This is a genomic window from Myxococcus sp. AB036A, assembly GCF_006547355.1.
Classification (GTDB): domain Bacteria; phylum Myxococcota; class Myxococcia; order Myxococcales; family Myxococcaceae; genus Myxococcus; species Myxococcus virescens.
In genome coordinates this window covers 1-19,580 of the sequence record NZ_VHLC01000003.1, presented here as the reverse complement: position 1 = coordinate 19,580, position 19,580 = coordinate 1, and the positions used below count along the sequence as shown (strand labels likewise).

13 protein-coding genes are annotated in these 19,580 nt (G+C 64.4%); 7 read left to right on the top strand and 6 right to left on the bottom strand.

Features of this window, described 5'->3' with window-relative positions; genetic code table 11:
• The first annotated feature begins 28 nt into the window (after positions 1-28).
• From FL344_RS01870 to FL344_RS01855, 4 genes are all read left to right on the top strand, one after another.
• Positions 29-952 (top strand): DUF2381 family protein, encoded by a 924-nt coding sequence (locus FL344_RS01870; protein WP_141588619.1) that lies wholly within the window; start codon positions 29-31, stop codon positions 950-952.
• Between the two features lie 640 nt (positions 953-1,592).
• Positions 1,593-3,029 carry a hypothetical protein gene (locus FL344_RS01865; protein WP_141617277.1) on the top strand — a complete coding sequence of 479 codons (1,437 nt, stop codon included), beginning with the start codon at positions 1,593-1,595 and terminating at the stop codon, positions 3,027-3,029.
• Positions 3,019-5,370 (top strand): hypothetical protein, encoded by a 2,352-nt coding sequence (locus FL344_RS01860; RefSeq protein WP_194862952.1) that lies wholly within the window; start codon positions 3,019-3,021, stop codon positions 5,368-5,370. The genes FL344_RS01865 and FL344_RS01860 overlap by 11 nt, the downstream gene beginning before the upstream one ends.
• Positions 5,367-6,692 (top strand): hypothetical protein, encoded by a 1,326-nt coding sequence (locus FL344_RS01855; protein ID WP_141617276.1) that lies wholly within the window; start codon positions 5,367-5,369, stop codon positions 6,690-6,692. Before FL344_RS01860 ends, FL344_RS01855 begins: the two co-directional genes overlap by 4 nt.
• A gap of 289 nt (positions 6,693-6,981) precedes the next feature.
• Here FL344_RS01855 and FL344_RS01850 read toward each other — a convergent pair whose 3' ends face one another.
• On the bottom strand, positions 6,982-8,469 hold the full coding sequence (locus FL344_RS01850; protein WP_194862951.1) for a hypothetical protein: 1,488 nt from the start codon (positions 8,467-8,469) through the stop codon (positions 6,982-6,984).
• Positions 8,470-8,935: 466 nt separating this feature from the next.
• On the opposite strand from FL344_RS01850, the gene FL344_RS01845 reads away from it, so the two are divergent.
• A complete protein-coding gene (locus FL344_RS01845) occupies positions 8,936-10,912 on the top strand; it encodes a reverse transcriptase domain-containing protein (protein ID WP_141617274.1) in 1,977 nt (658 codons plus the stop codon).
• A gap of 227 nt (positions 10,913-11,139) precedes the next feature.
• On the opposite strand, the gene FL344_RS01840 is transcribed toward FL344_RS01845, so the two are convergent.
• The 5 genes from FL344_RS01840 to FL344_RS01820 all read right to left on the bottom strand — a co-directional run bounded on the left by FL344_RS01840 (position 11,140) and on the right by FL344_RS01820 (position 18,017).
• Positions 11,140-12,294, bottom strand: a complete 1,155-nt coding sequence (locus FL344_RS01840; RefSeq protein ID WP_141617273.1) for a serine/threonine-protein kinase — start codon at positions 12,292-12,294, stop codon at positions 11,140-11,142.
• Between the two features lie 1,561 nt (positions 12,295-13,855).
• A complete protein-coding gene (locus FL344_RS01835) occupies positions 13,856-14,914 on the bottom strand; it encodes a WD40 repeat domain-containing protein (protein ID WP_194862949.1) in 1,059 nt (352 codons plus the stop codon).
• The gene (locus FL344_RS01830; protein WP_228564687.1) at positions 14,902-16,257 is read right to left on the bottom strand and encodes a GTP-binding protein; all 1,356 of its coding nucleotides are present in this window, start codon (positions 16,255-16,257) and stop codon (positions 14,902-14,904) included. Before FL344_RS01830 ends, FL344_RS01835 begins: the two co-directional genes overlap by 13 nt.
• A gap of 30 nt (positions 16,258-16,287) precedes the next feature.
• Complete coding sequence (locus FL344_RS01825; protein ID WP_194862948.1) at positions 16,288-17,313, bottom strand: WD40 repeat domain-containing protein; 1,026 nt, start codon at positions 17,311-17,313, stop codon at positions 16,288-16,290.
• 80 nt (positions 17,314-17,393) lie between these two features.
• Positions 17,394-18,017, bottom strand: a complete 624-nt coding sequence (locus FL344_RS01820) for a HupE/UreJ family protein (protein WP_141617269.1) — start codon at positions 18,015-18,017, stop codon at positions 17,394-17,396.
• Positions 18,018-18,528: 511 nt separating this feature from the next.
• Here FL344_RS01820 and FL344_RS01815 point away from each other — a divergent pair.
• The gene (locus FL344_RS01815; protein WP_141617268.1) at positions 18,529-18,702 is read left to right on the top strand and encodes a chromate resistance protein; all 174 of its coding nucleotides are present in this window, start codon (positions 18,529-18,531) and stop codon (positions 18,700-18,702) included.
• 148 nt (positions 18,703-18,850) lie between these two features.
• Positions 18,851-19,580: LppY/LpqO family protein (locus FL344_RS01810; RefSeq protein ID WP_228564686.1), on the top strand; the 730-nt coding region annotated here is incomplete at its 3' end.

The following is a 19,580-nucleotide window of genomic DNA, read 5'->3' as shown; positions in this document are numbered from 1 at the left end:
CGCTGGCTTGGTCCAGGAGAAACGTCGCGTGCATCATTCAGTGTCGGCCGGTCTTCTTTTCCTCCTGCTCTCAGGCGGGGGGCCGGCTCTGGCTCAGTCGCCTTCATCCTCCTCCGTGGGGCTGAGTATTCGCCGAATCGAGCTGGTCTCTGATGATGCTCAGCCAGCAGTTGAAGTGGCGGTGAGCCCGGGGCTCTCGACGGTGTTCATCTTCGACTCGGAGGTGGGTCGAGACGGGCTGACGGTTGAGGCACGCGAGCGCTTCGCGGTGGTGGACGCTGGTCTCACCACCTTGCGCCTGGTCCCGTCCGAGAAGATCTCCGCGGGAGAGCGGCTCAAGTTGACGGTGCGTTTCCAGGATGGGGCGGCCCCGGCAAGTGCAACGTTTGTCCTGGTCGCGCACCCGGCACGGTCGGAAGCGCATGTCGAAGTCTATCGGCGCAAGAGGAGCGTCGAGACATACCAGGAAGAAGTCCGCCAGGCTCGCCTCGCGGCTGAGCTGTGCAAAGAGGAGAATGAGCGTCTGCGCGAGGAGCGAAGTGCGCCCGATGGAGTGACGGGACTCATCGCGACATCAGTCCTGAACGGCCGCGGGATTGAATTCCGCGACGTGTCCAAAGGGGTAACCCTCGCTCCAGGAGGAGCGGCAGGCAAAAGCGTTGTCTACGCATACCGCACAGCTCGCAGGGTAGCTGTTGAGGTCACCCTCAAATATGGGGGGGATGCTCAACCATGGACAGCAGTGGGGGCGATGCTCAGGGGCAAGGCCAACGAGGAGCTGAAGGTGCTTCAAGTATGGCAGTCGGGCCCCATCGCACCGGGAGCGGATACCCAGCGCGTAGTGGTAGAGGCTGAGGCAGCATCCGAGTCTCCTCAAGGATCCTTCACGCTGAAGCTCTGGGATGTGGACGGGCGCCGCACTGTCACCCTGGGCAACGTCACCTTTCCTTAGCCCTGCGAGGACTACCTCCAAACCCGTTCGTGGGTTTCCGGCATTGGGGGCTTGTGCCGAATGTCAATCTGGGGTCCAATGGACTATACCTATTGGTCTAGTTCATTCTGGCGTGCCCTGGAGGGCGATGTGTTCCCCACTGTGCTGGAGTGCATGCGCGTGACTGCGCGCTTCCTTGGTGGCTGCGGAGAGCGCCCGGAGGGCGACGCGCTTGATCCACCTTCCTAGCTCCGCATCGAAGTAGGCGTTGGGCTCTCGCGCTGCGCAGAGGACCTCCCGCACTGCCATGTGAGGCACGTGCGGACGGTCATCGTGCGCCGAGAAGCCGTCTGCGCTTCGTTGGGCCGCATGCCTGACGGGCGCTGAGGAGCCCTTCCTCAATCCCCCCACTCGCACGTTTGGAGTCGTGAGCGGTGCCGGACTGTCCGGGCGCCGCGACGTGACACGTCTGCCTGCCGCTCCAGGCGGGGCCAGGATTCCTGGCGCCGTGGTGTGACACGTCTGCCTATTGCTTGGCGCAGTCGGCCTGTCGGCGACTCCCGCAATGCAATGCATTTACCCCACGGACCGGCGCCCCGCCGGACTGAACGGGAAGCCTCTGTCCATTGCCCCTTCGTTGGGGCCTTCACAGGAGACGTCGATGTTCACTCGCTGGGCCGTCGTGTTGCTGTTGGTGTTACCCGGAGCGGGGTTGGCGGAGGAGATTGCCTATCCTGAAGACTACGTGGCCGAGGAGGAAGTTGACCCCGTTGAGGCGGACGGGGATGCGCTGCTCGAGCCATCCGTTGACGAGGGGGATGCCCTGGTCGAGGAGGAGCCGGCCACGCCCGGCTCGGGCTCTGGCTGGGCGAACCGGCTGAGCTTGGAGACCACGACGTGGGCTCTGCTGCCGCGCAGAGGAGCTGGAAGGGACGAAGGCTTCCTGCAGGTGCATCCGCGGCTGGAGGTCGTCAAACCAGGCCTGCTCCAGCTCGAACTGGGCGCTCCGGTGCGCCTGCGCATGTGGGGCGCGGAAGAGGGCGCCAGTCTGGTGCGGAAGGAGGACTGGGACGAGCTCTCCGACTGGGGGCAGGTGGTGCAGAACCTGATGGTGGGAGGCGACGCGCCGAACTTCGTGTGGGTGGGCGCATTGGAGTCCTACACGCTGCTGTCCGGGCACCTGGTGCGCCGCTACAACAACAGGGGCAACCCGGACTACCACCCGGCCGGCGCGGTGGTGACTGGGATGCTGAGGCCCTTGTACGTCGAGGCCTTCGCCTCGGACGTGTTGGGCGCGCGTCTGATGGGGGCAGAAGTCGTCCTGGACATGCAGCACGTCCTCTTTGGACGCCCTCCATACCCCATGCAGTACACGCTGGCGCTGTCCGCGGTGCATGACTGGGGCAGGGCCGGAGGGACATCCGAGTCGATGACGCTGGCCCACGTGGATGGGACGGCCATGCTCGTGCGGCGCCGCAACCCCGAGGGGGGCTTCGAACTGCAGGCGAATGCGGGCTGGGGCGGACGTCCCGGCGAGGGTGGCGCGTGGGGCGCAGTGGCGGGGCTGGGCGCGGAGTACCTGACCTCGAGGATGGACCTGCGAGCGCGCCTGGAGGGCCGCCTCCAACGCGGAGGCTTCCGGCAGGGCGCCTTCGGCCCGGACTACGAGCTGGCGCGCTTTCAGGTGGCGGGCCCGGACGCCCTGCCGCAGGCGGACGCGCCCTTTCCGGAGGGGTACTCGGCCTACGGCGAGGTGATTCTGAGCTGGGATGCGGAGAGCCTGAGCGTGCTGGGGCAGCGCCACTTCCGGCTGACAATGGGCACCGAGGTTTTCAACTGGGGCCGGGTGGACGTGGACGGCCGGCTGGAGACGCAGCTCTTCCACCGGAACCTCTCGGTGGGGGTAGGCGGCGTGGCGGTGGGCGCAGGTCAGCCGGGAGCGCGCTACCTCGCCTCAGCCGAGGCGCGATGGCGCTTCCTGGGTGGGAAGCTGTACGCGGTGGGGCAGGGGGGCACGCTGCTCTTCCCGACGGCGGAAGGGGCGCTGCGGCCAGGCGCCTTCGCTTCGGTGGGACTGGGGGTGGACAATGCGCGCTGAGCGGCCTTGGCGCGGCGGGCTTGGCCTCGCGTTGGTGGTGGCCCTTCTGGCCTCCGGGTGCGCCTCGTTGCCGGCGAGGCCGGACCAGGTGGGCCGTGGGGCGGCCCTGGCCTTCAGTCCCTTCTCCGCGCCCTCCCATGCGGCGAGGAGTGCGGCGGCGGGTGTGTATCGGGGAGCGGAGTCAGGTGCCGCGGATGGGACGTCAGAGCCGGCGCCGATGGGCTATCGGCGAGGGCCTATCGGCAATGCCGTCAACGAGAAGGGAACGCGAGGCTCGGACGGGGAGGGCGGCGCGTTCGCCTGTGGCGGCAAGGCCGTGCCCTCGGGCTGGCCCCGCCTGACCCAAAGCCGGGACAAGGTGGAGCCCTTCCTTGCGTGTGCCTCTCCCGCGGAGTTCGTGGCCATGCAGCGCGGGGTGGGGGACATGGGCGTGCTGGTGCAGTCCCTCTATCCCTGGGACGCTGTCCGCCTGGGCGCCCTGGGGCCGATGGACGAAGACGCCTCGGAAGCCCTCAGTCGCCAGCGCGCGGAATTCATCGTCACGTCCGTGGAGAAGTACGGCGTGCCGTATGCGGAGGTGTTCGCCCTCTTCGTCCTCCACTCGGCCTTCGACGACGAACTGCGTGAAGTGGTGCAGCGGCTGGCCCGCGACAAGCAACTGGGGGACACGCTGGGAGCCATGGCCGCTGTCCGCGAGGAGTTGAAGCGGCGGGGTGTGGAGCTGGAAGGTTTCCCAGAGCGGGGAGAGAAGGCCGGCGACGTGCTGCGCGGGCTGGGGCGAGCGGGCAGGGACATGCTCTCCAGCAGCTTGGTGAGTGGTGAGGCCCGGTACACGGAGCTCATGGCGATGCGTGGGCAGATGCCCCCGCCCTACCAGGCAGCCATCGACGAGGTGGAGAAGGCCCTGATGGAGAGGCACTACTCGCCGGGAAGTGTCTCGGCGGGAGCCTTCGACCACCTGACCTTCGGTGTGCCGGTCGGCTTCTACCACCTGGTGGCCGGGACGGGGCATGGGGCGTACTCGCTGGCGCAAGGCAAGTACGAGCAGGCCACGCGCGAACTGGCGCCGGCCGCGCTGGTGGTGACGCTGTACGCCGGAGGCAATGGCGCTCGGGCCCTGGCTGAGTCGCGCGGAGGGTTACGGCGGCTCCAGATGCCGGCGCTCGACGTGGACGCCAAGAAGGTGCTGATGGCGCGCCTGGAGGAGCAGCTCGGCATCACCGCCGCGCGCGACTTGCTGCGCTACCTCCAGGCGAGCCGCGAGGGCGCGCTGGTGGCTGCCGAGTGGGGTGAGGCGGGCCTGTTGGCGCTGTACGAGGCGCGCGGAAACCCTACGAAGGCGCAGGCGGTGCTGATGGAGGCGGCGAGCCGCGAGTCCGCCCAGTCCGTGGCGACCAGAGGCTCGGCAGGGAAGCGGCCCGTCAACCTGGACCTCTTCGAGCAGAACGCCGAGGTGTCAGCTGCGGAGGCGCAGGCGGCCAGCCGCGAGTCTTCCGGGGCTGCAGGGGCGAGAGGGGGCGCGAGTCGCGAGTCCGCCCAGCCCGCGGCGACACGGGGCGCAGCAGGGAAGCGGTACGTCAACCTGGACCTCTTCGCGCAGGACGCGAAGGTGGGCGCTGCGGAGGCCGCGAAGGCGAAGCTGTTCCTCGCGGAGCTGGAGTCCCAGGGGCCCCGTCTCCCGAAGGACATGAAGCTGCTGAAGCAGATGGCCCCGAAGCTGGAGGAGCCGCCGCCTGGAGTCGAGAAGGGGGCGCCGCTGTGGCAGGAGTACGTCGCCTACCGCAAGAGGCGGCTGAAGGAGATTCAGGACGGTGACGCCGTCAAGGGCCCCCTGAAGTGGGAGGGCTACGAAGGGATGCGCGCCTACTATGCTCGGGGCATGGCTTTCGAGAGGACCATGATCGCCATCCTGAAGGAGGACGCGGCGTTGCCTCGCGCGCGCCGGCGCTGGCTCGGCGACTTCGAGCAGCCGCGCATCGAGACCCATGTCGGAGTCTCGAAGGTGGACCTTCGTTATGCGGACGTGCTCGTCATCGAAAAGAGGCCCACTCCGGGGCAGCCACCTCGGGTGGAGACGTTCAGCTTCAAGAGTCGAGACCTCAAGCCTTTCGAGTTCGAGGACCTAGGCGTGCAGTTGAATGCGGATGCGAGCAATGCGATGAAATACTACGGTGGAACGTTGAAGATTGTCCGGGACGGACTGCGACAGCAGGCGAAGGTGCAGAGAGTTCGCCTTGTCTACGAGGGAGGAAAACTGCTGCCCCGTGACCCCACGATGCTGAACAATGCGGTGACCAGGACGCAGAGGCGGATCGAGGGTGTGGAGGTGTTGTTCCAATGAAGCTGGATGAGCTGAACAAGGCGGATAGCTTTCGCTTCACCTTCGATGGGGCCTTCGAGCCGAAGGATGGATTGGAGCGCGGAGTGGCTCCCTTCCTTGATGCTCTTGAGCGGCATGCCGGCAGTTGGATGCCGACGACTGTCAAAGGCAGCCGGAAACGTAAATACTCCCGAGACGCTGTGCTGCGTGCGCTAGAGGAGCGACGCGATGAGTATGGCTCAATCATTGGGCTGTCTCGCGCGGAGAGCCCTGCTGTTTCGATGGCACTCAATCTCGGACTCACTCAGCGGGCGTCCGAGCTGAGCGTCAGTCTCAATATACAGCCGCTCTCATTCTTTGCTGCGGTGGAGACCTGTCGCGATTTTGTGGCTGCCGTGCGTGCCTGGGCTTCTCGATACCCTGCGCATCATTCGGTAGCTCATGGTTTGGCAGATTTGCAGTTGGCGGACGCTCCCGTATTCGGTCGTGACGATGCGACATGGAAACGGGACGGGTTCGACAAGGTCTATGAGTTGTTCTGGCTGAATGTCTTTGGCCCCAAGCTGGTCGAGTCCGTGGGAAGAGAACGGATGCTCTCGACTCCGGCACATCTCGTGGAGGAGCTTCCCAACGGCTCAATCCTCCTTGTTCTGTGGCCCACTGCCGCCGAGTTCTCCAGCGAGGAAGCGCGCGAGGCGCAAGCCCGCGCCCATGTCCACCTTCGGCCGGACCTCGACTTCGACACGGTGCTACGCACGCTGAAGCAGCGCAGCGCCGCGCTCGTACCTGTCGAGCCGCGCTTCCACCCCGACGTGGCGCCGTTTCTCTCTCGGCTGCCGGACGAGTTCGCCATCAGCGAGCGTCAACGGAAGATTGCCGAGTTCAACGCCTTCCGGCCTCCTGTGCCGGAAGAGTGGCTGCCGGTCGCCCTTCCGTCGGACGTGACGGATCCGGAGCGCGTCCTCGAATCCTACGGAGACCTGTCCGAAGGTCTCGTGGGAGCGCTGCATACGAAGGTGCCGTCCATCATGGACGAGACGGTCGAGTCGCTCACGGACCTCGACTTCTTCTTCTGGAGGGAAGACTTCCCCGAGAGGTACGAGCGGCAACTCATCGATGGACACACCGCACCGGCGCTCGGAGCCTATCTAGGGGACGTGCTGGTGCGGCGGTTGGGAGGGACGTGGGTTCTGCGGCAGAAGATGGAAGAGTCCCAGGTGCGTGTCGGCAAGCGCGTCTGGCTGCCCTTCCTCCGCGCCCGCCGGTACATGCAGTCCTGCCAGTCGCTGCTGGACTACTCGCTCACGCAGTTCTTCAAGGAGGCGGAGCGGTACCAGCCCTGACTGGGGCTGCTGCTTGTCGCGCGCCAGGCGGTATTTGCTGGCGTGCAGTCCAATGAGAGGCGAGGCGCTGGGACATGGCCACAGGCGCCAGTCAGCCAGCGTCTGCCGAATTGTGCCCAAGCCTCTTGTGTATGACGGCAGCTCTTGTCGTGGTGATGGCCGTACCGGCGCCTCTCTTGCCTTGACGCACCCATGACGCGGCGACCGAATTTGCCGTAGGCGCAGGAACACACGAAGCGGTATTGGCGGCTGCCTAAACCAAAAGATGTGCCCCCGTGCGGCTCAGCCACTACAGGCGGAACTCCTTCATCTCGCGATGGAATGTTCGATAGCTGATCGGGATGTTGAAGGCTGTTCTGAGGAAGTCAACGTACATCAGCTCATCGTTGTCTGCGACGGCAGGCGCCACGACGATGAGTTCCACGGGGTTTGCCGCAGAAGACTGCCGAAAGTGGGCGTACTCGAGCAACTGTCCGAGGGCAGCTCTAACAGCAAGGCGGGCACTCGGCGCCGTTTTCAGCTCGAGGAAGACTGTCTTCCTCGGGAGGTGGACCTTCATGTCAACGCGGTTCTCCTCCATCGTCACAGCGTCAGCGCCATATTGCTTAATCAGGAGAACGCGCAGTTCCTGCTGGAGGATGTTGTGGACTGGGTCATAGGACGAAGGGTCGGTACCAGGGCGGTGGACCTTGGTCGTCGACTTAGTTTTGATCCCCTTTGGCGGCGGCACCAAGCGCGGCGTGGACGAATCTTGGAGGTCGGCAGAGAGTTCGTTTGTCCATTTGTAGAGTCGGTACCGTAGGTAGGCGTCCTTCAAAAGAGACGACGTGGCCCGCCGATGGGGAGCAAAGTATGTCGCATCAGATGGGCGAAAGCGGAGGTTAAAGCGGTTGATCGCGTCGCCGAGTAGTCCTTTCGGCTTACCGCCAGCAGCCTCCACCTGCTCACGCATCTCATCATTCCAACCCCGCTCCTCATATTCCTCCGCTGCAGCCTCCGCCTGTTCTTCGGTCAGCACCTGACACGAGCGCAACTCGCCCACGTAGAGACGCTCGCCGCCTGGAGCAATTGTGAAGAGTCGTATGCGAATAGTCTGCCCGCGGAGCCGTTCCCACGCCGAGCGAAGGGGCTGCAAGTAGGCATAGTGGAATCCGTCGTCGAGCACCCACCCCAAATTAAAGAGCCATTCCTCATGTCCGAAGCCGTATTCGGTCACATACGTTCCGGTCTCAAGAGTTCGTGACTCCCCTGTTGGGTGCACCCACTGAGCGGAGTTCCAGCAGATCCGGGCGAGGAAGACTTGAGGCTGTTCGAGGTTGTGCCCCAGAGCGAGTGCGTCCTCGAGCACCTCGAGGGAGGGATACGTGGAATCGGGAAGGCTGAGGGTAAGCCGCATCCGTTTGTTCGGGTTGCCGCCTCCTTTGGCGCCTGGCGCCCGACCGACGCCTGCTTGAGCGTTCATAAGAGCGATGCGTAGTTGGGAAACATCACGTTCGGCATCAAGCGAGATGGGGTAGCTGCGCCCTCGGGGGCGGAGTCGCCGTTCTGAGTGTGAGAGCGAAGCGGTGACGCGAGTGTCGATGGCTGCATCCTCAAGAGTCGCTCCCATTGTGCGAAGTCGCGTGAGGAGCGCCATCAGCCCATCCTTGTACTCGGTATTGCGCGTGCTTGCTCCGCGGCACTCGAACACGAGCGATACAGACTCAGCGGTGGGCCCAGGCTCGAGATGGAAGGTTGCATCCATCTCCCTGCCATCTGCAGCGACAACCTTCCTCAAAGCCGGTGGGGATGTTGGCATGGTCTATCCGTAAGCGGAGAAGCATACCTCGTTCGGCATGTCCGCGAAGCTCTGAATCTGGACTCGCGGAAGATCAGGGCGAGTGTCGGGAGCGGGGGACCGACACCGGTAGCGGTTTTGCCGGACAAGGCGTGGGGAGCTGCGCTGCAGTCAGCTGTGCAGGCCGCGTTGGCAGCTCTAGGTGCATCAGAATCACGTGTGCGCAGTTGTGTGCTGTCGCGTGGGTTAAAACCTATCGAGTGCGGTTCAGTCCACCTCCTGCAGTACCGCCACAATTAGAATGATGACCGTGCGCGCCGCGCTCTCCGGCATTGGCGTGGTACTGCAGGCGGTGTCGTAGCGCACCCATTGACGATGACCGAATTTAGGGGGCGCACTATTGCTGGTTTAATAGTGAGTTGAAGTAAGGTGTCGAGAGCTTGCGTACTCAAGGGCGTGTGGTGATATGGAGTTAATCACAGAGATGCTGTTGGCGAAGGGCTATTTTCCGAAGGAGCTCCCGCCGTGCTTCTCCGCAGAAAGCTTCGCCAGTTGGGCAAAGCCGCGGAGGATCGTACCAAGTTCAGGAGAGCAGAGCTATCGCTCGGTCACTCATAGCCTTGCTCGTGCGGGCGGTGTTCGCAGAACGCTTTCTGTTCCCCATCCGGAGCCGTACCTGCGTCTGTGTAAAGAGATTGGCAGTGGGTGGAAGGAGATTGGAGCGCTGCTTGATAGGAGTGACCTCAGTCAAAGTTCTCCCGTGCTAGGAAATGAACAGGGTCGGGCCTTCCTTCCAAAGTTGCCGCTTGGTGACCTGTCTGCTGTGCGAATTAAGCACCGCCGTCACGCGCGTTACGTGCTCGTCGGAGATGTTGCGGAGTTTTATCGCAGTGTATACACACACAGCGTGCCGTGGGCTCTCCATTCGAAGGAGGTGGGCAAGCAACGACGCCGCGATTTAACTCTTCTAGGTAACCGTCTGGACAATGCCATCATGGCTGGCCAGGATGGGCAGACAAACGGCATTCCCGTCGGGCCGGACGCGTCCTTGGTCATTGGCGAGTTGTTGCTTTCGGCTGTCGATGTCGAGCTGCGGGCGCGGTTAGGGGCTGATGCCCGGGGATTTCGATACTACGACGATTACGAATTCTCGTTCGCTCGCCGAGGCGAAGCGGAAGCGGCGCTGCAGCACTTTCAGGAGGTGCTTGCTGACTACAGCCTGCATCTGAACCCCCTCAAGACGCGCGTAGTCGAACTGCCGCAGCGATTGGAGAGTTCCTGGCTCACCGAGTTTCGAGACTTCAGGTTTGCCCCTAAAACACATTATTCGCTGCAGCGCATAATCCGATTCTTCGACCGGGCATTTGAACTCCATGCTGAGCATCGCGATTCATATGTGCTGCCATATGCGATTTCCCGTGTTGCAGGCGCGGATTGGCGCGGAACAGCACACTGGCCGACAGTGCAAGACCTGCTGATGCAAGCGGTGACTGTTGAGATGAGTGCTGCTCAGCAGTTCGTCACCGTCTTGATTGAGGCAAAGCAGCGCGAGTACGAACTCGACAATCAGGCCATCCAGCGAACCCTCAATTACGTCATCACTGAAAGTGCTCCGTCGGGTTACGCGAGCGAAACCACCTGGGCGCTGTGGGGCCTTCTCTCCTTGAGATTGAAGATCGACGGCGAGGCAGCTCGGGCGTTGGAGCGCTCCCAAGATGTCTTTGTTGCACTACTCGCTCTGGACGCCAATCACCAAGGCTTGGTGGATGGCGGGCTGGAAGTGAGCGCGTGGGAATCGGTTCTTGCAGCAGACGAGCTGCATGGCGAGCGCTGGCTTCTCGCGTACGAGGCACCACGTCGAGGATGGTTGGGCGGGCGCGGACCTCATCAGCACATCAAGGAGAATCAATTTTTCCATGCCCTAAATTCAGCAGGAGTGAGCTTCTACTCGCCCGTGACAGGCGCCCCGCTCAGCGCTGATGCACTCAAGCGTCTAAAGAAGCGGCCTGCACAGAGCTACAGCACTGGCTCGGAGGACGAGAAGGACGAATCGGATGAGCAGGAGGAGGACGAGCAGGACGAATCGGACGAGGAGGAGGAGGACGAGCGGGACGAATCGGACGAGGAGGAGTACGAGCGAGACGAATCGGACGAGGAGGAGTACGAGCGAGACGAATCGGACGAGGAGGAGTACGAGCGAGACGAATCGGACGAGGAGGAGTACGAGCGAGACGAATCGGACGAGGGGGAGTACGAGCGAGACGAATCGGACGAGGGGGAGTACGAGCGAGACGAATCGGACGAGGAGGAGTACGAGCGAGACGAATCGGACGAGGGGGAGTACGAGCGAGACGAATCGGACGAGGGGGAGTACGAGCGAGACGAATCGGACGAGGGGGAGTACGAGCGAGACGAATCGGACGAGGAGGACAAGGGCCGCTAGTGCCATTCGGTCGCTTCGGGCGCCTTCCGAGGAGGATTTCTCCTCGGAGATCCGCAGCGCCCATGGGGAAGTGACCGAGTCGTCCTAAACCCTGGCTTGGAAATCGACCCGACGGCTTCTTCAGCTCAGCCGGCCCCTTGGTCAGATTCGAGTCGCTGGTGGACGAACCCGGGCATCAATGCCGGCGGAGCAGGACGATGGGCCATGAGCGCCTACGGCGGGCGCGCTCAGAAGGGAATATCGTCGTCGCTAACGCCCTGCGGCATTGGGTTCGTAGGAAGGGGGCAGGCATCAAGCAGTGCTCGGTTTGCCACGCACCAGTCGAAGGCGGTTTGTGTCAGGCGCAATCCCCAGGGTTCCCCATTATTACCAACGACGGCTTCAAGAAACCTGCGGCCCTGAAGGCCACGGAGAGAAAGGCGAAAGAAGGCGCGCTTGCCCTGTGGCGCTATGCGGATGAGGCTCTGCTCGCTGAATTCTTCGTCGAATTCCTCGAGGATCAATTTGAGCACCATGACTTCGTCCGGCGGTACTCCCACTTCCATTTCCATCTTCTGGGCAACTTCCCAGGCCGCCCTCCGCTGTGCCTTGAGACGACGGCGTACGTCATCGAGCGCTGCGACAACTTCCTCCATCGTCTGGAAGCGCTCGTTCCTTGCCGTCATAGTCATCTTCGTTATGAATGCACCCCAGACCGGCGACACCGAAGTTGGAGCCCGATCCTGAGGAGGCTTAGCTGTTGTGATGAAGCGGGCTACTTGGCCCAAGCTATACACGTCGGCCCGAGAATCGGCTTCGTGAGCGCCCACGGACATGATCTCAGGTGCAATGTAACCGCGAGTGCCGAAGTGGCCCTCGGTCTTTGGATCGCTCGACATCCCCTGCGGCTTCCGCACTAATCCGAAGTCGCTTATGAGCCAACGGTCGCCGATGCGAAGGATGTTGTTCGGCGTTACGTCTCGATGAGCCGGATAGGCAGCATGGACCGCAGCCAAGCCCTGCGCGGCGTGAGTGACTACTTCAATCAGTTCTTCGTCGCCTAGTTCAGGCGCGAGGTCCGTTAAACTGCCCTCTGCGAAGGGCATCGTGTACCAGCCATCACCGAATTCGAGAATCTCGATGACGTTCCTATGACGGAGCCTTTGTAATGCCTCAATCTCGCGGCGGAACCGTCGAAGTTGCTCGCTCGATTCGTGAGAAATCTTCAGCGCAACTGTTGAGTCATCACGCTTGTCGCGGGCCTTGAAAACCTCGCCATAACCTCCTCGCCCGATAGAATCGCCTATTGCGTAATTGACCTCCCAGCTACCGTCGGGTGGGATAACCGCCCCACGATGCTGGGCAGTCAGCGGGAGGCTGGAACTTTTCGAGTCAAGGTCCATCCAGGGATCAACCAGCCGCTCCCGCAGAATGTCAATTTTGTACCTGGGGTGTCGGTGAGCCGCGGCGGGGGGCTGCTATCCAGACGTACATGTCTGCACTGGGAGGCGTTTGGGACAGGACGTGCTGCCGCAGTTTTTAGGAAAGGGGGCCATGATGAGTAGGGAAGACTACGTGGTGGCACTCATCTGATTTCGATGCGTCCACACGTTGGGACGGTTCCGTGTGGCCCTTCAGCACCTGGCGGCGAATGTCGCCGAGGACGTTTTCGAGCGAGACACAGTCGGCGCCTACATCAGGGCTGCGGCGTGCGGCGAACAGTGCACCACCTGCGGCAACTTGGAATTCGACGGGCTCTCCAAGGGAGAGAATTTCGCGCTGCGGAGGCCACCTTCTCGATGACATGTCGTTGCATGCGCCACCGTCCCTGCCGGCCGACCAACTACAGCGCGAGGGGCGTGTGCTCTGCGGAGTCTTGGGGCTCTCGGAGTCTCTCGGGAGGCTCTGGACGGGTGAGCCGGCCGCCTCGCGAGAAGGGCGAGTGCCCCCCGTGAAACGGCGGCGGATGCGCCTGGATCAGAGACCCCTGAAAGCGCCATCACCCTGAGTGTGGGTTTGGAGGGGCCCCGCAGGCCTTGCGTTTCCCCTTCGGGAACCAGCAAAGCAGGTAAGAGACGCGACCAAAAACCAGAGAGAGACGCCCTCCCAGAAACCTCAGAGCGGGAAGAGCGGGTCTCCTGGGGAATGTTGTTAACCGCCGCCCCAAAAGTTAACAGCACCTGTTAACCGCTCTCGGCCTGTCTCTCCCCAGAACGGGCGAAAGAGCGGTCCGGAGAGCCCGTCGGCGGTGGAGGAGAGGGGGCATCTCGCTCTGCGGGGTGGAGAGCCGAGAAGGCTCTCGTCAGCACCGCGAGCCAAAATCCCTTGGGATTCAGCAGCTTAAGCACGAAGGCCCCGCGATGTCATCGCGAGGCCCGTGTTAAACAAAAAGGGCCCTACCGGTTGGTAGGGCCCTTCGTTCAGCTCCCCGAATGAAGCCCTAGGCGAACTCGTTCTCGGCGTTTCTCTGAGAGGACTCAAACTCTCTGAGGGCCGAAAGGCGAGTAATATCCAGCGGTTTCAAAGAGGGGGCTGGGCGAGCCCTTCAATCGGGGGCCGAATGAATGTCCGCAAACTACACCGTGGGTGACCTCTCGTCCATGGTCCAGATCCTCTCGGCACCCTCTTCACAAAGAGTGCGTGGTGGCGGCGGGCGTGGGCTCGCTGGCGAAGTAGGGGGTAGGTGAAGGTCGCATGGTTTCGATGCGCGCGCGGGCTCAGGGGCGAAGCACTGCCCAGGTGGCCCCGCGGCCCATCTCGGCGGGTCCGGTCTGCGTCCCCGCTTCGGGGGGCGCCGAGCCGGCCGCGCGCAGCGCCAGCTTGGTACGCCCCGAGGCCGCCACCCCATTGCTCCACTCCCTCTTCGCCGCCACAGGAACTCGCCGGTCCCGTGCGTGCCGCGCGCATTCGCCTTGATGTACGCATGACGCAGCACCCGGATTTCGGGTGGGCACAAGGCACGGCTTACTCCACGCGCGTCTCGGAGACACGCCACACCTCGACGTGCCCCGTCTCATCCGCGGCGGCGAGTCGCTGGCCATCCGGGCTGAACCGAAGCAGGACGACGGCGTCCTTCATTCGCGCCAGCCCTACGGGCTTTGGTGTCACCTCGGGCCGCCAGAGCAACACGTCGGAATCCTTGCTACCGGAAGCCAGCGTGTGGTCCTCCCCGCTGAAATCGAGGGCTGTGAGGAGGTCCTCGTGCCCCTTCAGCAACAGGGGCTTCGTTCCTTCGGGGCCATCCCCCTCGAATCGCCACACGCAGATGGTCGCCTCGCCACTCGTCGCCAGCAGCCGGGAGTCACTTGACCACGCCAGCTCTCGCGGCTTCGCCGGGTAGCCCGTCATCTCCGAGTCCTTGCCGCTGCGCAGCCGCCAGAAGTGCACCGAGCAGTCCTGGCTGCCGCAGGCGATGACCTCGCCATCCGGGCTCCACGCCAGTGCGATGAGCGAGCCCTTCCAGGGCAGGTGTCGCGCAGGGCTCCCCTTATGGAGGGACCACAGGTGGACGCCGCCGTAGCAGATGGTGGCCAGCGCGTCGCCCTGGGGGCTCCACTCCATGCCGGTGACTGTGCTGGGATGCGCGTCCGTCTCCAGCACGGGCTCTCCGCGGACAGTGAAGACGCGGGCGATGCGGCCGGAGGCGATGGCGAGCCGCTCGCCCTCCGGTGCCCAGGCGACGTGGTCCACCCAGCCCGCCCCTTTGCCCGGCAGCTCCGCCACCAACTCCCCCGTGTCTCGCCACACCCGGCAGGTGCCGTCCTCCGAGGCCGCTGCGAGCATCCGCTGGCGTGGGCTCCAGCACACGCGGGTGAGCGCGCCGCCGGAGGACTTCGTATGGAGGAGCGTCCCGCTGGCGGCGTCCAAGACGCGCAGCGTGCCGTCCGCGGTGCCCAGCGCGAGGCGCTCGCCATCGGCGGACCAGTCCAGCGCCCGAGGGTATTCGGCGGCCTCGAGCGCCCACACATCTACGAGGTGGAGGCGAGGCCCGGCGCTCTTCTTCGTCTTCTTCACTTGAGGCACTTGCGGAACCCCTCCGTGAGCGCCTCTCGGTCCAGGTTCCGGCCGATGAAGACGAGGTCGTTCGCGCGCGGCGCCTTCCCCCAGGGCTTGTCGGGCTGCCCGTCGAAGAGCATGTGCACGCCCTGGAAGACGTAGCGATTCTTCTGGCCCGCGATGGCAAGGATTCCCTTCATCCGGAAGATGTCCGTCCCCTGCTCCTGCAGCACCTTGGACAGCCACGCATTCAGGCGGTGCTGGTCGACCTCGCCCTCCAGGTGGATGCCAACGGACGATACCGTCTCGTCGTGTGTGTGGCCGGCACCGAAGGCCCGCTCCGCCCGATGCGCCATGGGGCTCCCCCCAGCATCTTCCACGCGCAGCGCGTATTCGTCGGGACCATGCTCCGTGAAGAGGGCGTAGAGCCCCTCACGAGGCACCGTCAGCGGGTATACCTTGCGGCCCTTCTCCTGGGAGAAGTCGAGCTGGAAGTGGGTGTTGCCCGCAGTGAGGGCCTGACTGGAGACGCGGCGCGTGGGTGAGCGCGACCAGAAACGCACGGCCTTCTCCGCGCCATCCTTCAGCCCCGCCTCGTCGACGGAGTCCACCGGCACCAGGGCGACGTCCATCGACGCGTCCGGGCCTTCCCCCAGCACGAGGCTCGCCTGGCCGGGCTGGAGCGCGTACACGCCGCCCCACTCGAAGGGGTATTCGGGCTCAAGGAATGTCGGCTTCTGCTTCAGCGCCCGTCCGAGGTCGAAGCCGCCCACGTCGAGCACGCTTTCAACAGGAACCTGACCCTTTACGGCGCGGTGGACGCGGGCCAGGGCGTTCATGCTCCGGATGCGGCGCTCCACGCGCTCGACCTCCTCCGGCGCCACCAGGTCCGTCTTGTTGATGATGATGACATCGCCGAAGGCAATCTGCTCCTTGCACTCGTCACTCTCATCGATGTGCAGGGCGACGTGCTTGGCGTCCACCATGGTGACGATGCCGTCGAGCTGGAACTGAGAGCCAATCTCGTCGTCGACGAAGAACGTCTGGGCTACCGGGCTCGGGTCCGCCATGCCCGTGGTCTCCACGAGAATATGGTCGAACTTGTCCTTGCGGCGCACGAGGCTGCCAAGGATGCGGATGAGGTCGCCGCGCACCGTGCAGCAGATGCAGCCGTTGTTCATCTCGAAGACTTCTTCGTCCGCGTTGATGACGAGCGCCTGGTCGATGCCGATTTCCCCGAACTCGTTCTCGATGACGGCGATGCGCTTGCCGTGATGCTCCGTCAGGATGCGGTTGAGGAGTGTCGTCTTTCCCGAGCCCAGAAAGCCGGTCAGGACAGTGACGGGAATCTTCTTCTCTGAAGTTGCCAAGGCGTTGCCTCCTTGAATCATGGGGACTGCTCAGTGCTGCGCGGGCGGCGCGAAGCTCCACGCCAGCAGGTGCCCACCGGCGCCAATTGCCGCCAGCAGGGACTTGTCCGGGGAGAGCGTCAGTCCTTCGAGCGCCACACCTGCCTGGAGTGCCCACAGTGGGCGCCGCCCCTGGGTGGGGTTCCAGCCACAGAGTTGCCCGTCGTGCCCGGTGGACAGCAGCGTCTCGGAGTTCGGGCCGTCCTGACGGACGGCGAGCCCCGTTACTCGCTCCGAGTGGGCCGTCAGGCCCTGTGCGCGTTGCCGCTCGCTCATCCGCGTCCCCAGCTCCCAGACGGCGACCTCCGCACCGTCCCCGGTGGCGAGGAGGTTGCTGGCCGCGTTCCACGCCAGCGCGCGGACCTTGGAGCGATAGCCGGGAATGTCGTAGGAGACGGCCTTGGAGCCGCGCACGGCCCAGAGCCGGATACTGGAGTCCTGCCTTCCCGCGGCGATGAACTTCCGGTCCGGGCTGATGGCCACGGCGAGGACTGCTCCCTCCGCGTCCAGCGTCTCTAGCGGCCGCTTCCGACCCGCCTCCAACCGGTGAATCCCGCCATTGCACGAGGAGATGATGCCGGTGCCGCTCGCGCTCCACTGGATGGAGGTGACGGTGCCGGCGTGCTGCTCGTAGCCGCCCTTCGGTGTGCCCCGGTGGGACCAGATGCGCACTGAGCGCCCCGCCGCCGCGGCAAGGTGGCCGCCCGAGGGCGACCACAGGACGTGCTCCACCCAGGCGCCGCCCGCCTCCCACGCGTGAAGCTCCTCTCCAGAGGCCAGCGCGTAGACGCGGACGTGTCCGTCCTGTCCTCCAGTGGCGAGATGCTCGCCGTCAGGGGAGAAGCTCACCGAGAGGGTTCCCCCCGCGTGCCCGGGAAGCTCCCGGAGCAGCGCGCCGGACTTCGCGTCGACCAGCGCTACCGTGCCGCCGAAGGTGGCCGCAGCGATACGGTTCCCCTCCGGGGAGAAGGCCACCGCGCTCAGTCCTTCCGGCAGCTCGCGGTCGAAGAGCGGCACAGGCCCGCGGACTCCATATCGCTTTCCTTGCGTGGATGACCTGGTCGCCTTCTTCGAACTCATGTGTGCCCCCGTTGTGCTCATCCAACGAACTCCCGCAGCGCAGACAGCCCCATCCACGTGCCGAGCGCGATGCTGAGCGCGCTCGTCCCCTTGAGGATTCGAGAGCGCCAGCGCTCCGAGTTCCGGACGACGAAGCTCAGGGGCAGAGACAGCAGGAGGGTGAGCAGCACCATGCCCCCGGAGACGCCCAGTCCGAACAGCAAGAGGAACAGGAGGGCGGACATCCGCTCCTTGACGGTGGCCAGCGCGAGGAGCGCGATGCCCGCAGAGCCCGCCAAGCCGTGGACGATTCCCACCAGCATCACGCGCAACGACTGGGGCCGCACGGGCCCGGGGCTCTCGGGCAGCGGACAATCCGCATGGCGCCACTGCACGGCCCCCAGCGTCACCAGCAGGCTCGCCACCAGCAGCTCCATCACCGGATTCCATGCCTCCGGCACCGTCAGTCTTCCGCTAACGAGCACCGCCCCGACGGCGAAGAAAGTGAGCGAGTGCCCCAGGCTCCAGAGGATGGCAGTGCGAGCGGCCGCTCGTAAGCCTTGCTCCGTCCTCAGTAATGAGGCGATGGCGCAGACGTGGTCGGCGTCCGAGGCGTGGCGAAGCCCGAGTACCAACCCGAGGCTCAGGGCACTTTCCAGCATGTGAAGTCCACGGCAAGAGAGGTGCTTGAGGTATCGCACAAGCGAGTCATTTGCAACGTAGTTGCATCAATGTTGTTGAGCAGGGGCTTGGTCCACGTGTCGCGCAGTCGTGCTTCCAGCGCAGAGACGACCTTGTCGGCCGTTGCCCCTATGCCCGGCTGAATCGCGCCCGGTCGCAAGGTAAGCCTCTGGCGCCCTGTCGAACATCGCTGCGGCGCCCCCCATGACGCAGCGACCGAATTTGGGAGAGGCACAAGGGGGCGACAGCGATGAACTCGGTGGCCTTACCCTCCCGCGTCGCCAGGGGCAGGTGACATCGGTGCCTCCATGACGTTGTCCATGGTGCTGTAGTGGTACCGTGGACCTAATGCCTCGGGGGGCATCCGGGGGCCAACAGTTCTGCTGCGCGCATCATCCGCGAGCAGCCACACGAGTGGTATCGGTGCACCTTCAAGATACTCCTTCAGTGCTTTGGCCTCGACGATGGCGCGCTCGTCGCATTGGGGGGGGCATGTGCACGTACGTCGACCTGAAGGACTCGAAGCTTGGTCGCATCAAGCCTGCCGGCATCGAGCGCCTGTTGGCTGGCATCACTCTCAACTCCCGCGCCAACGAGAAGCGGCTGGCACGCGCCTCGACCGTGCTCGACCTGTACGCCGTCTTCACCAAGAAGCCCGTGCGCTGACATGTGCGAATGGCCAGCACTGCCCGAAGTTGGAGGACTCATGATGATGCAGAGAAGCGAACGCTGGAGGTGCCTGGCGCTCGTCGTGGCCCTGTTATTCACCGGCGCGGCTCATGCCCAGCCGCGCAAGGGAGGCCCACTCAAAGACGTGGGTATTGACACCGCCGACATCGAGCGGAGAACCGGCGCCAAGGGCGAGCTGAGCGCCGACGAGGGCGTCTTCAAGGTGAATCTGCCCCGCACCGACCTCAAGGTGCGCGCGGCCGGCGTGAAGCTCACCCCGCCTCTCGGCCTGACCGCCTGGGCCGCCTTCAAGCGCGTGGGGGCCGCCAACATGGTGATGGGCGACATCGTCCTGCTCGAGGACCAGGTGACTCCAGTGATGGATGTGGCGCTCAAGAGCGGCCTGGAGGTCACGGCCCTGCACAACCACTTCTTCTGGGAGAGCCCCAAGGTGATGTTCATGCACGTGGGCGGTATGGGTGAGGCCGGCCAGCTCGCCGACGCGGTGGGCAAGGTGTTCGCCCGGCTGCGCGAAACGCGGGGCGGCAAGGGCCGGGCGCCACGCGCGTCCATCGACCCCGCCCGCTCGAAGCTCGATGCCGCGCAACTCGATGCGCTGCTGGGCCAGAAGGGCGCCTACAAGGACGGCGTCTATAAGGTCACCGTGGGCCGCACCGTGCGCATTCATGGGCATGAAATGGGCAAGGCGATGGGCGTCAACACCTGGGCGGCGTTCGCTGGCACCTCCCAGCAGGCCGTCGTGGATGGGGATTTCGCCATGCTGGAGAGCGAACTGCAGCCCGTGCTCAAGGCCCTGCGGGCGGCGAACATCGACGTCGTCGCCATCCATAACCACATGACGGGCGAAGCGCCGC

Excerpts from the sequence above, each read along its gene's own strand:
- FL344_RS01865 (WP_141617277.1), top strand. The coding sequence starts at position 1,593 with ATGTTCACTCGCTGGGCCGTCGTGTTGCTGTTGGTGTTACCCGGAGCG.
- FL344_RS01855 (WP_141617276.1), top strand. The coding sequence starts at position 5,367 with ATGAAGCTGGATGAGCTGAACAAGGCGGATAGCTTTCGCTTCACCTTC.
- FL344_RS01840 (WP_141617273.1), bottom strand. The coding sequence starts at position 12,294 with ATGGACCTTGACTCGAAAAGTTCCAGCCTCCCGCTGACTGCCCAGCAT.
- FL344_RS01845 (WP_141617274.1), top strand. The coding sequence starts at position 8,936 with ATGGAGTTAATCACAGAGATGCTGTTGGCGAAGGGCTATTTTCCGAAG.
- FL344_RS01860 (WP_194862952.1), top strand. The coding sequence starts at position 3,019 with ATGCGCGCTGAGCGGCCTTGGCGCGGCGGGCTTGGCCTCGCGTTGGTG.
- FL344_RS01815 (WP_141617268.1), top strand. The coding sequence starts at position 18,529 with ATGTGCACGTACGTCGACCTGAAGGACTCGAAGCTTGGTCGCATCAAG.
- FL344_RS01820 (WP_141617269.1), bottom strand. The coding sequence starts at position 18,017 with ATGCTGGAAAGTGCCCTGAGCCTCGGGTTGGTACTCGGGCTTCGCCAC.